Origin of the sequence: Legionella tunisiensis, from assembly GCF_000308315.1 — a bacterium.
GTDB classification, from domain to species: domain Bacteria; phylum Pseudomonadota; class Gammaproteobacteria; order Legionellales; family Legionellaceae; genus Tatlockia; species Tatlockia tunisiensis.
Window position 1 is genome coordinate 1 of record NZ_CALJ01000089.1, and the last position, 12,397, is coordinate 12,397.

Here is a 12,397-nt window from a genome sequence, read left to right on the forward strand (position 1 = left end):
TTAAGTGGGGGGTGGAGGATCCAAAAGAGCGAGGTCCTATTATTGCTTCACTTACGAATATCAGGCATCGCAATGTGGTAGGTACTCATTCAGGCTCTTACTCTGTTTATCGGGCATTGGCAATTGCTGCGGGTGTTCTCGATCCTGAGCATAAACCTGATTTGACTAATACAACGCCACCGGTGAAGATTGGTCCTCATAAACAATGGCATGAACCAGGAAAAATTGTTTCTCTCGATCCTTGGGGGCATGTTGTTGCGGATGTTTTTGCAGAAGAAATTGCGGCTGGTTATGATATTAGACCGAGTATTGCTGTTACCAAAGCACATATCAATCTCCCTGAATTGCAAAACGCGATTCAAAAAGGGCGACTTAAACCAGATGGTAACATTTTTGCAAGAATCGGGAGATGTTTTAGTTACTAAAGCAGCCATTGAACCAGTGTGGTATTTACCAGGTGTTGCTGAACGTTTTAATGTCTCTGAAGCTGAATTGCGACGTACCCTTTTTGAGCATACCGCGGGTATGTTTCCAGAATTGGTGACCAGGACGGATCTTGATGTGTTTTTACCACCCATTGGTGGGTTAACAGCTTATTTTTTTGGTGATGTAACGACAATTCATGATCCAAAAATTGAACTTTCTTGCCGTATTCATGATGAATGTAATGGCTCGGATGTTTTTGGTTCGGATATCTGTACATGCCGTCCTTACCTGGTTCATGGGATCGAATTATGTGTTGAGTCAGCACAAAGGGGGGGAGCAGGGCTCATTGTATATAATCGTAAAGAAGGCCGAGCGCTAGGTGAGGTGACTAAATTTCTCGTTTATAATGCTCGTAAACGACAGAAAGGTGGTGATACTGCTGCCAAGTATTTTGAGCGTACGGAATGTGTGGCCGGTACGCAAGATGTACGATTTCAAGAATTAATGTCTGATGTTTTGCATTGGCTTGGGATTACGAAGATTCATCGTTTTGTATCCATGTCCAATATTAAATTTGCTGCTCTTGAGCGAGCAGGCATAGAGGTTGTAGAGCGGGTGAAGATTCCTGATGAATTAATACCCCATGATGCCAAAGTAGAAATGGATGCCAAACGGGCAGCTGGTTATTTCTCACCAGATCGAATGATTGATATTAACGAACTGGCTATACCCAAAGGACGTGGACTTGATGAGTGATAAAGAGTCAATGGATAGTGTGCTGCAAACTCTGCAAGATCCGCGAACCATTCGTAAGCAAGCCCAGCGTATGCTGAATCTGGCACAGCAAGAGCAATTGGAGCATTTTGCTATTGATAATGAACAAATGTCTGCAACGGTCGCTTTTGTGGTAGACGTCATCTACGATCAATATCCTACACTAGCGATCCCCTACCATAGCCGTTGGCGCCATTTTGCAACGGGGGGTATTGATAGAGTGAATGCTTTGATTGCTCGCCTGCACGATTTATCACAGGAAGAGCGAGGCAAAATATTTTACGAGTTGGTAATTATTAGTGTTTTTCTGGATGCTGGTGCAGGTAACTATTGGCGTTATCTTGATCCGGAGACCGGTCAGGAATATAGCCGTTCAGAAGGTTTGGCAATAGCCAGTTTAGCGCTTTATCTAAGTGGTGTTTTGAGTAACGATCCAAACCAGCCTTGGCGTGTTGATTATGAGCGCTTGCTGACTTTTGCTCGTTCCGATTTGACGAAAGTTTTCCAGATAACGAATACAAATGTTCTTGAAGGCATAGCAGGACGAGTGGTTTTACTTAATCGTCTGGGGACAGTTATTAGTAGACAGAGCAATTATTTTGGGAAAGAAGGGCGTCTAGGTAATTTTTATTCTTATATTTCATCCTTACAAGTTAATCAGACCATCACTGCTGGCAAAATTTTTCAGGCCGTCTTAGCGGCTTTTACTGAAATTTGGCCGGCTCGATTACAATTTAAGGGGATCCCTTTAGGAGATGTATGGTGCCATCCTAAATTGCAGACAGATGTTTTAGGTTCAGAATTGATACCTTTCCATAAGTTATCTCAATGGCTAACTTATTCTTTGGTAGAACCTTTAGAATGGACTGGAATAAAGGTGACTCAGTTGGATGAGTTGACTGGGTTACCCGAGTATCGTAATGGTGGCTTGTTGATTGATTTAGGCTTGCTGCAGGTAAAAATCAAGCGCTATTCCTACAGCCTCAAAGTCCAGGAGCAGAGGCCATTGTTGAGTGGCGGGCTCTGACTGTGGCTCTGTTGGATGAGCTGGCAACGGCTATCCGTCAGCAACTACAAATGGATACGGCGGCTCTCCCTTTGGCTAAAATCTTACAGGGAGGAACTTGGGAAGCAGGGCGACGCATAGCCAGACTGAGGCGCAACAAAGGTACCCCTCCTATCCAAATTATTAGTGATGGCACCGTTTTTTAAAAGGAAAATAATGACTGATCAACATGTGGTTATAGTAAACCATCCGCTTATCCAACACAAACTGACAATTATGCGTAAGAAGGATACCAGCACTGTTAAGTTTCGTACTCTCTTACAAGAGGTGAGTATGTTACTCGCTTATGAAGTGACACGTGATTTATCTATTGAATATGAAGAAATTGAAACCCCTTTAGCGACTATGCATGCACCAGTCTTACAAGGAAAAAATTGGTTTTTGTCTCTATTCTACGTGCTGGTAATGCGATTTTAGATGGTATGTTACAATTAATACCTTCTGCGCGCGTCGGTCATATTGGTTTATATCGCGATCCTAAAACGTTAATGGTTGTAGAGTATTACTATAAATTACCTGAACATATTAAAGATCGGGACATTATTGTGGTTGATCCAATGCTTGCAACTGGAAATAGTGCTATTGCAGCGGTCAGCCGAATTAAGGAAGTACAACCGAAATCAATTAAATTTCTTTGCTTATTGGCCGCCCCGGAAGGCATTGCCTCTTTCCATCAGGAACATCCTGATATTCCGGTTTATACGGCAGCAATTGACGAATGTTTGAATGAAAAAGGATATATTCTCCCTGGATTGGGTGATGCTGGTGATCGTGTTTACGGAACCAAATTGCATGATTAGATCCCCTTGGCTTGGAAGGAAAAATTGCTTGTTGTATTTTAATAATATACATGATTAAATTTTGATTTATTCGTGTATTTTTATCTACTTCAGTGGCGCTATTGCATAATAAAATGTTAAGCTTGGGAGAGTAAGATTCTCCTCTATTTTATGACAGTGGCCTGACATATGGAATTTTTGGATATAGCGAATCGGTATATACCTGGTTACGGCCTTCTTAATCGGCGAAAACGCAAGACTTTTGAACGCTCACCAGCGGGCCAGGAATTTATTGCAGCAGTTAATAATACTTTAAAGTCAATGGAAGAGGTTCGCACTTCTTTAGCCTGGTGGCAAGTACTTTTTTCAGCCCCTGAAATAATCTATGCACAAGTCAAACAAGACTTTATTACGCAAAAAGCACGGCTGCTGGGTAATATTGCCCAAACTGATGACTACCAAAAGGTTGTTGGACGAATCATTTGGGAGATATTAAGAGCGGAGTACCCTGAGTTTAAATTATTGACCACTGAACAAAAGCGCATACTTACCCAAGCTGAATTTTCAAGGGTTTTACAAACTAGCATACCTCCACTTTACCTGGATGATCAAGATTTTTCTGTCCCTCTACAAAGTCAGGATAAAAAGAAAAAGATTATTGCCGAGTGGGAGACTCAATTGTTTACTCTCCCCGAGATGGCTTCTATCTGCGAGCCGATTATTCAGGAAAGAGAGCGGATTCGCCAGGAAAAAATTGCTCAAAAAATAGTTGCTTTAGAGGCGCGTGCTGAGGCCTTGGCGGTAGTTTTCCCCTTACTTAACAATCTACTTCCTCCACAAGAAGGAACTGCAATCGCAGAATTGCGTGCAAGATACCATGTTGAAATGCAGAAGAAAAAACCCAATATGGCGAAAGTAGAAAAACGGTTAGTAGCCGAAGTGGTTTTTTATTATTTACAACAGGCAACTGCTAAAAACCTTCCTAGTGAAATGATACTGTATGATTTCAATCAAAAGCAGGCTAAACGAATTGCCAAAGAAATTCTGCAAGCTTTTAATGATGAAGGAAATCTGTTATTAGCCGATTGGCTTCAAATTTATAAAAAAGCGCTTACTGACCACATTATGGAAAGGCTGCTTCTGATTAATGGTAAAGAATGGAAAACGCCAAGTGATACGCAAGGGCAAGTCCTAATGCATTCCTTGTCTTACCTCTGGAATAATAGGGTGGTCAATGGCGGGACAGAGTTGGTCAACAAGCTAGCAGATGCTCATGCCTTTATCCAGGCTACCAGTTTTGCAACTCAAAACGAGAGTTCGTTTCTTGCTCTCCTTGATCTTTATAATTACAGTCGCTTTGCAAATCAAATTAATGAAAACAAAGCGATTATTGCAAGCTTGCTTGCGCCTTTTCGTCCCATTTATGAAGAATACCGTGACATTGGTTTATATGAAAAGGATCCCTTCTTTAAATTCGTAAGAATGGTAATGCCAATGATCGTTGCTGTGGCGGTGATTGTTGTGACGGCCGTTATACTTGGTCCACTAGCTATCCCTGATTTGGCATTTACTTTCACTTTAATTCCAACCTTGTTGGTTGCTTTGGGTGCTTCCGCTAAATACGTTACAGTAAAAAATGACATTTATCAGAAGGCCCGCCAACTCTATTATGGTGGAGCATTTGAAATTCCTGAGTTTCAGGTGAATGCCAGAATGACCAGTGCCTTTAACAGTAAAGACAATGCAAGAATGGTTAGACATTTTTATATTGAAGAATTTAAGCTTTGTGAAAAACGCGAGGCAGAGTTTCAGTCAAAAGAAGCTCTCAGCGCTCAAGACTTACTCGATAGAACGGAAAATTTTAACAGACACCGTACTCTCTGGTTGGAGTGGTATGATATTCATAGCAATCAGGCGCTCGGATATGACAAGGTACCCGGAATAGTCTTGGCACGTTTGCATGAAGTAGGTAATACTGAATATCAAAGTTTGAAAAAAGCCTTACAAGATGGCGAGAAAGAACAGTTCCAATCCTCCATCAATCAATTGGTTAATGAGGTTACAACCACGTTGACCGCTGTTCCGCAAACCGACTCTGTTGTTAATGTAGGTGAGGAGCACCAAGCAGAAGGATTAGCTGCTGCATCAGTACCAATCAATTATACGCCGCGGTTATTTCGGAGTTTTGTTCATCAAAAACGAGCACAGGAAATGGATTCTATTGCTACAATCTTAAGTACACCAATAGTCAGTCACTAATCTTTCCTTGGGAGCGAAAAAATAGCTGATCAAATCGTGCTTGCTTTTTAATAGTAAAGAAATCATTTCGATCATGAACAACTAGCTGTTTATCAGACAACTAGCCCTTCTTATTGGTAAAATTGTAGAAACTCATTGTGAACAATCTTTAATTAATGTCATACTCAATTTCTATCTTGAGAAATAGATAGGCTGTTGGCTACTGAAGGAGCGTGTGAAATTTTGTATGTTGGTTTCTAAATTAGGAGGGATTTTATTATGAAGAAACTGATGGTTACTGTTTTGTTGATGATGATTAATTTTAATCTATCAGCTTCTACATCTGCACCCAGTTTTAATCTTTGCAAAAATAAATATGCCTTGTGCACTACGTCATTATGTGAACCTATTCCAGGAAAAAAGATTTGGCATCCTGCAAATGCGATGTAAAAGAAGGGTATTCTGCTGGTGAAAAACCTTGTAATGGAAGCAATGAAATCATTTACTCGCGTTATTATCCCATCAAAGGTTATGTAAGTTGTGCAAATAACCGCCCTTGGGCTTGGTGTTTGGATATGCCTTGTACTGTCGATAAAAATGATCCATCAAAAGCGTCTTGTACTTGTTCCATTGTCAGTAATCAAGGACCTTATGTTATTGTCGCCAACAGCTATAGTAAATCAGCTTGTACAAAAGGTCTTTATTCATCAGCTACAATCACACAGGTGAATCAAGTAACTGATTTTTTAAAAGGGCAGAAAGAGTTAAAGCCATTTCCTATCAAAGTTTTTAAGGGTAAATAACAAACGAAAAGGCATCGGATAAATTGGTACCATCCTAAATCCGATGCCTTTATAAGAACTTGGTTGGAGGTTATTTATTTTAAAGGTGCATAATCAGCATCTGTGGGTTTGATGATTGAGGAGAACTTAATTGATGAAACTCTTTTTACAAGGATGGGATCATGTATGTTTTTCGACGTGCAGGTTTTAATGCAGTAAAGTTTATTGCATCAGTTACCCTTTTTTCCACTTCATTGGCCATTTATGGCACTGTATACAAGATTTCCTCTGGGGGCGCGCCGCGATTTCTTGGGAGCGTATAATAAAAACTATCTATCGCTCTGGTGCCAAGCTGGTTATTCCCTTATTGTTTATTAGTGGTTTAATGGGAATGTCTATAGCCACTAATCTTCACCATATTTTAAATAGGTATCATCTACAGCATAAGGCACTATTAATTGTACAAAATTTATTAACACGAGATTTTGTTCCTTTACTAATTGGCTATGTCCTTTGTGTGCAATCTTCTTTGAATTTGATTACTGCTCGAGTTACAAAACTGCATCGTTTACCTGAGGAAGTATTACTTGATTATATTCTGCCCATTATTATTGGGATCAATATTACAGCGTTACTCCTCTACACCTATACAGTGGCTGCTTTTATTTTTAGCGTTTATCTTACTTTCCATTTTGTGTTAGGTACTAGTACTCACGAATATTTGTTGCATTTAGCAGGTTCTATAACGTTTATAGAAATGTTTATCTCAATTTTAAAAACATCGGTGTATTGTACCATTGTGAGTCTCATCGTAGGCTATTACTATTATGATGTAGCGGTAAGAAATATCTCAGTAAGACAAGCGGTGTCTAGGATCATAACCCGAGGTTTATTATGGCTGACAGTCTTTAGCTTATATTTGAATATTTCGAATTTTTAAGGAACGCAATGCGTCAGGAACGACTCTATACATTGGTAGGCATTTTTATTGTCGGCGCCCTTAGTTTAATGATCTTTGGCGCAATCTTTTTTACAATGAATACTTGCGTGCCGAGGTAGAAACCTATGTTATGTTTTTCAAAGGGTCATTGACTGGCTTAGAGGCCTCCTCAATTGTTACTTATCGTGGCGTGCGAATAGGTCAAGTTACAGCGATAGAAATTACGGAAAATAAAGCAAAGAGCGAAGTGGAAATTCCAGTGTATGTACAATTTTTGTTGAAAAACATTCGGTCTGCGACGCAACCCTATGCGGACGCTTATCAAACAAGGTTATGTTGCTGATATATCCAAACCCAATTTTTTAACGGGTGTTGCAAATATTGACCTGGTCCAATCATTGCCTGTGCATAAATATAAGCGAACACGCTATCGTAATTATCCTGTTTTTCCAACAATCAATTCAGTTGATAAATACACAACTTTAGATGACGCATTAAAAACCGCTAAAAAACGATGGAAGACATTAGTAAATTTGTGCGTTCGGAAGAAATGCGCCAAACAATTAATGCGATTAAAAATATGGCAGAGAGTTTTGAACGATTAACCAATAGTCTTAATGAAGATACACCGCCAGTGCTCACCTATTTTACCCAAACTCTACAACAGATCTCTGGCGCTGCTTATTCGGCTCAAAATTTGACGGATTATCTATCACGGCATCCTGAATCATTATTGCGAGGTAAACAGTGAAAATAAGCAAACTAGGTTTTGTTTTTTTATAGGCTTAATCCTTGTTGCTTGTGGACGCAGTAAAGAGTCACAATTTTATGTGTTAAATCCTATTCCACCGAAAAAACAACAGGCTACTACTTATAGCTATTTAAAAATAGGGATCGACCAAGTTAATTGCCCTGCTTATATTGAAAAACCACAACTAATGATTCACTACACGCCACATCAGATTGCGCTAAAAGAGTTTCATCAATGGGCTGAATCCTTGAATAAAAACATCATGCGTGTGGTAGAAACCAATCTGTCTACTCTATTGCCAGGCGCTGTGGTTGAGAGCTATCCCTGGGATAGTCAATTCAAGCCCAGCTATCATTTACAAATCAATATTGCAGATTTTTCTATCGATATTAACGGCAACAGTATATTACGAGCTGAATACATTATTTATCATGATAGTGATTTAATTGAAAAGCATGATGTTTATTATCACCTGAAACTTACTCAAGTGACGCCAGAAGCGCTCGTTATCAGCATGAATTCGAATTTAACCTGTTTGACCGAGACTATTGCGCGCTCTTTTATGGCGGGAAAATATCGTCGGGAGGATCCGAAATAAAGGAAGGAAATGTGTTTTTTTCGAATACATCAACCTAGCGTTATAAACAAAGGAAAATAAACATGTCTTTACCAGAATGGCCCGCCAATGATTATGCTATAGGTTCTTTTATTCAAGCGAGTCTTGCCGATAATTACTTAAAGTATTTAACAATACAACCAACCGATCAGGTTTTGGATATCGGTTGTGGGAATGGTGCTTATACCCGCAAGACCGTGGAAAAAATTCCACAAGGCTCGCTGCTTGGTATTGATGCGTCTGAGAATATGTTGAAATTAGCCAGCGAGGAACTGGCAAATCATCCTAATGTAAGTCTAAAGCAGGATGATGTATTAACCATGACGTTTGATAGTCAGTTTGACTTCATCGTATCGTTTTGGTGCTTACAATGGTGTGCTTTTAGTATCGAAAAGGCGTTTCAGAATATTTATCGTGCTTTAAAACCAGGCGGAAAAATTCTGACTCTTTTTCCTTCGGGTGACGATCCTTTTATTACAAGTTATATGGCAGTAAAAGCATCGGGCGAGTTTCCCTGTTTAGATAGTTTTAAGCCGCCAGTAGAGTATAAGAATTTAGATCATTTACAAGAAAGAATACAGGCTATCCCTTTTAAACGAATAAGCATAGAGCGACTGAAACATGCATTGCCTTTGCCTTCTCTTGATGTTTTCCGTAAATTTGTCAATGGAATAGCATTTTTTCATGGCCAAATCCCTCGTGATAAAATATCCATTATTAATGAGGCCATGGTGGATGCTTATGACCGGAAATGCCAAGAAAAATATCAGGGTGAATACTGGTTTAATTTATCAATTTATTTGATAAGAGCCCAAAAATAGGACTTTCCTTTTATCTTCCAAGATACGATAAACCTTTCTTAAAAAATTTGGAAAGTGAAGCCAAAGCATGCCCTTGGCTATTTTATTGTTTTTACGATATGGCTAAGAGTTTAAATTTTAAAGTTCTGGCCGAGGGAGTAGAAATAAAAAAGCAAATTAATTTCCTTAAACAACAAAATTGCGACGAAGTACAAGGATTTTTCTTAAGTAAACCAATCACCTCCAAGTCTATTGAAAAGATTTTGAAGCAGTATCCAGGGTAAATTTAACTCGGAGAGATCAAACTTGTTCGCTAGCCTCATTTCAACATAGAAAATACAAAGACCCGAATTACAATTTCGGCCAACTCATGTCATATTAATCTTAATGAATCAAGGTTAATGGCCGTATTGATAAGAGCTTTATGATATCGACCATTAGTAATGGTACGATGCTCAAACAATTAGGTATCGGTATGGATCTTGCACTGAATGCTCATTGGGCTATGCAGCTCGAATAGGCCCATAACTTTTATAAAGATAAATGTTATCCTATTAACCATACGTTAATGACGTTCAATAATCCAAAATACACTTATTCTTTCTTTGAGCGGAAACGACGGCTTAATAGGATTAAGATATCGATGGGTCTGAGAAGGGAGTCAATAATTTGTCCCATATATTATTAATAGAAGATAATCTTGTTGCTGCCCGCCTGACTGAAATCATTATTAAGCAAGCTGGTTGTCAATTTTCTTTTGCCATGAGCGGCGAACAAGCATTAGAACTGCTGCAAACAACTCTTTTTGATTTAATACTCACCGAGGTTAATTTGCCGGGAATTTCTGTTGAGCAAATGATTTTGGTAATTCGTGAGCGGGAAAAAGAGTTGTACCACACGCCAATCCCGATTATTGGTTTAACGGTGGATATTCTTGAGCAAACAGAAAGTGATTATCTAAACGTAGGGTTAGCACAACTAATCAGAAAGCCCTTGCATTTACAGAGGATGCAAGAAATTATAAGGCAATACATTCTTCCTACCGTCGATGGGATGGAGGAGGTTAAAAAATTGGTTACTGGCCGGCTGGGACATGATTTACCTGACACAGAAGAGCAATTATTTGCATTAAATAACTTTCCTTTACTCGATAGCAATAGTGGGATCAGAATTCTGGGGGATGCTAAAGTTTTTGAAGAATTGCTCAAAGTCATGGTTGATGAGGCGATCCCTGATGATAAAAAAGCGATTGAAGAAGCCCATGCTGTCGAAGATTGGTCTCTTATTGAAGAACTAGCTCATAAGATGAAAAGCGGTGCTTTATATTGTGGTACCATCAAAATGTTATACGCTTGTCAGTATTTGGAGCGTTATCGCAAAGCAGGTCATGCCCAATCACTGGAGAAACTTTACAAGCAGTTGCTGGAAGTACTCTCTGATACCACTTATGAGATTAAGAGATGGCTGAATAGTCACTGAATACCTGAGCGAACAGAAGTATATAAAGTTGCAAGCTTTATAATTGATATAAGCACGCATTAAGCCGTTGGCGCAGAGAATGAAATTTGAGAATTCTGTTGCAAGGCTTTCATGTTCAATTGAGTCAACCCATTTTGTAATCGTTCTGTCCATGACTCTAGCGATTTGCATGTTTCAATTTTATTTAATTTAAAAATTGTTCTGAAAATCCAATTTCCTCTATTAATAGTTTTCGTAAAGTTGGAGTAATACCAGCCAATAGGCATCTTTTTGCACTAGTTGAGCAATTATTTGCTATAAACGAATACTTTTGGTTCGCTTCCTTCTGCATAGCGACGAAGACAGCTTCTTCATCAATATAAAACATTAATCCACTTTCGCTGGTTGGTAACCGAAAACAGCTATCTGGATGCCTGCCCTTTGTCTTGCATAATTCCTGCAAATAATATTTTTTACGCTGTAGGTAATCGACTTGTTCTTTATACGTAGTTTGCATCTGATGGACAATGCTTATATCTCTATCCTGTATTATTTTCTCAGCTTGTTTAATCGCATCTCGCAAATGATCAATTTTTACCACAACCTGAGTCAGGGCACGTTGGCATTTCTCCGTTTCTTCTGCGTAGGTCAATTGTAATTTTTGCAAACTTTCTTCAAAGAAATTCGCCTGATATTGCAATTCTGTTTGTTGCTCATTAAGGATTTCCATTTGTTGCTGAACGAGAATAAGCTCTTTACCAGTTTTCAGATCCGGATTGGAAATTTTTGTGAGATAATGATGTTTTCTGCCAAGAAAATCCATTTTCTTGGCATTATCAGTAACACGATGCTTGATGTTGACCCGCTCATCTTCTAATAGCGTTTTATCCATCTGATACTCGGCTGATAAGCTATTCAATTTACTCTTTTAACAGAGACTCTTCTTGCTCTAATTGTTCAATTTCAACCAATAAATTGGTCTTTATTTCCAGATTGGACTCCAATTCACTAGCTTCTGCAGCTAAAGCTAAATTGGCTTCTTTTTCAATTTGCAGTTTATCCAGGTCTGGTACTTGATGTTGAATAACCAATAGCTGCCCCAGCTCTTCACGCTCCATATCAGAATAATGGTGAGCAAACTCGGGTTCTACACCTTTGCTGCCAGAACCAAGATGCATAAGATGTAATACATCTTTTACCAAATTCGCTGCGCTTGGCTTCAGATCAGGCCAGAAACTATGGGACATTGTGGCACTTCTAATTTTCCTGGGTATAGTAAGCACGCTCTTTCCCCTTAACAAGCGTAGGAACGACACGTAGAGTTTTATCCACTAATGGGGATTTTGAATGTAATAACTGTTCATAAGCATTTGATCTTTCATCAAGAGTAAGCTGAAAATTGGCATGGCCAACATTTTCATTTTCCCTTTGTGTAGCGACTAAAGGGGCAAAAATATTATGATTGATCTTTTTCCCAAAAATTTGCGCTGTTGGTAACCAAATATTGACTGTTATCATAACAGTTATCCTCTTGGATGATTAAAGGGGGAGGGAAAACTAGCTATATTATGATCAGGATTTCTTAAGGATTTCTTAAGGATTTAACGAAATGTTAAATCGCTCTCTTTGCCTCTGGCCTTTTTAGTTCCTCTATAATAACATGTCCGATTTTTAATCTATCAAATTTCAATTAATACAGTCTAATGAGTCTATAATCAGATAGGGATTAATTTTACCTTAATAATTAGAGGTTAAAATTACATATAT

Annotated in this window: 12 protein-coding genes and 3 pseudogenes; 12 read left to right on the forward strand and 3 right to left on the reverse strand. The window is 38.9% G+C overall.

From position 1 onward, the window contains the following. The 12 genes and pseudogenes from BN58_RS22790 to BN58_RS06695 all read left to right on the forward strand — a co-directional run. Positions 1 to 1,182, forward strand: a pseudogene (locus tag BN58_RS22790) (GTP cyclohydrolase II); the annotation flags it as partial. Then, positions 1,172 to 2,412: pseudogene (locus BN58_RS22795) on the forward strand (DUF1688 family protein). The pseudogenes BN58_RS22790 and BN58_RS22795, both read left to right, overlap by 11 nt. Before the next feature lie 10 nt (positions 2,413 to 2,422). Further along, a pseudogene (gene upp / locus BN58_RS22800) lies at positions 2,423 to 3,066 on the forward strand (uracil phosphoribosyltransferase). 168 nt (positions 3,067 to 3,234) lie between these two features. Continuing rightward, positions 3,235 to 5,304, forward strand: coding sequence for a hypothetical protein (locus tag BN58_RS06650; RefSeq protein ID WP_019216162.1), 2,070 nt, complete (start codon positions 3,235 to 3,237; stop codon positions 5,302 to 5,304). Positions 5,305 to 5,708: 404 nt separating this feature from the next. Next, positions 5,709 to 6,086 carry a hypothetical protein gene (locus tag BN58_RS22805; protein WP_019216163.1) on the forward strand — a complete coding sequence of 126 codons (378 nt, stop codon included), beginning with the start codon at positions 5,709 to 5,711 and terminating at the stop codon, positions 6,084 to 6,086. 310 nt (positions 6,087 to 6,396) lie between these two features. Further along, a complete protein-coding gene (locus BN58_RS22810; RefSeq protein WP_083852130.1) occupies positions 6,397 to 7,005 on the forward strand; it encodes an ABC transporter permease in 609 nt (202 codons plus the stop codon). Between the two features lie 103 nt (positions 7,006 to 7,108). Further along, positions 7,109 to 7,348 carry an MlaD family protein gene (locus BN58_RS33220; RefSeq protein ID WP_019216165.1) on the forward strand — a complete coding sequence of 80 codons (240 nt, stop codon included), beginning with the start codon at positions 7,109 to 7,111 and terminating at the stop codon, positions 7,346 to 7,348. A gap of 171 nt (positions 7,349 to 7,519) precedes the next feature. Continuing rightward, positions 7,520 to 7,756, forward strand: coding sequence for a hypothetical protein (locus BN58_RS33225; RefSeq protein WP_019216166.1), 237 nt, complete (start codon positions 7,520 to 7,522; stop codon positions 7,754 to 7,756). 79 nt (positions 7,757 to 7,835) lie between these two features. Continuing rightward, entirely contained in the window at positions 7,836 to 8,354 is a 519-nt protein-coding gene (locus BN58_RS22820; RefSeq protein WP_019216167.1) for a PqiC family protein, read from the forward strand. 62 nt (positions 8,355 to 8,416) lie between these two features. Continuing rightward, positions 8,417 to 9,193, forward strand: a complete 777-nt coding sequence (locus tag BN58_RS06680; RefSeq protein ID WP_019216168.1) for a class I SAM-dependent methyltransferase — start codon at positions 8,417 to 8,419, stop codon at positions 9,191 to 9,193. 47 nt (positions 9,194 to 9,240) lie between these two features. Then, positions 9,241 to 9,456 carry an EAL domain-containing protein gene (locus BN58_RS22825; RefSeq protein ID WP_040916221.1) on the forward strand — a complete coding sequence of 72 codons (216 nt, stop codon included), beginning with the start codon at positions 9,241 to 9,243 and terminating at the stop codon, positions 9,454 to 9,456. Positions 9,457 to 9,841: 385 nt separating this feature from the next. After that, positions 9,842 to 10,651, forward strand: a complete 810-nt coding sequence (locus BN58_RS06695) for a response regulator (RefSeq protein ID WP_019216171.1) — start codon at positions 9,842 to 9,844, stop codon at positions 10,649 to 10,651. 184 nt (positions 10,652 to 10,835) lie between these two features. Here BN58_RS06695 and BN58_RS22830 read toward each other — a convergent pair whose 3' ends face one another. The 3 genes from BN58_RS22830 to BN58_RS06710 are packed head-to-tail and all read right to left on the reverse strand — an operon-like array spanning position 10,836 to position 12,148. Then, complete coding sequence (locus BN58_RS22830) at positions 10,836 to 11,522, reverse strand: hypothetical protein (RefSeq protein WP_026069315.1); 687 nt, start codon at positions 11,520 to 11,522, stop codon at positions 10,836 to 10,838. A gap of 28 nt (positions 11,523 to 11,550) precedes the next feature. Further along, positions 11,551 to 11,877 carry a hypothetical protein gene (locus BN58_RS06705; RefSeq protein WP_026069316.1) on the reverse strand — a complete coding sequence of 109 codons (327 nt, stop codon included), beginning with the start codon at positions 11,875 to 11,877 and terminating at the stop codon, positions 11,551 to 11,553. Positions 11,878 to 11,887: 10 nt separating this feature from the next. After that, complete coding sequence (locus BN58_RS06710) at positions 11,888 to 12,148, reverse strand: hypothetical protein (RefSeq protein WP_026069317.1); 261 nt, start codon at positions 12,146 to 12,148, stop codon at positions 11,888 to 11,890. Between the last annotated feature and the right edge of the window lie 249 nt (positions 12,149 to 12,397).

Coding starts and splice junctions, on each gene's coding strand:
- BN58_RS06650 (WP_019216162.1), top strand. CDS start 3,235: ATGGAATTTTTGGATATAGCGAATCGGTATATACCTGGTTACGGCCTT.
- BN58_RS33225 (WP_019216166.1), top strand. CDS start 7,520: ATGGAAGACATTAGTAAATTTGTGCGTTCGGAAGAAATGCGCCAAACA.
- BN58_RS06680 (WP_019216168.1), top strand. CDS start 8,417: ATGTCTTTACCAGAATGGCCCGCCAATGATTATGCTATAGGTTCTTTT.
- BN58_RS22830 (WP_026069315.1), bottom strand. CDS start 11,522: ATGGATAAAACGCTATTAGAAGATGAGCGGGTCAACATCAAGCATCGT.
- BN58_RS06705 (WP_026069316.1), bottom strand. CDS start 11,877: ATGTCCCATAGTTTCTGGCCTGATCTGAAGCCAAGCGCAGCGAATTTG.
- BN58_RS06710 (WP_026069317.1), bottom strand. CDS start 12,148: ATGATAACAGTCAATATTTGGTTACCAACAGCGCAAATTTTTGGGAAA.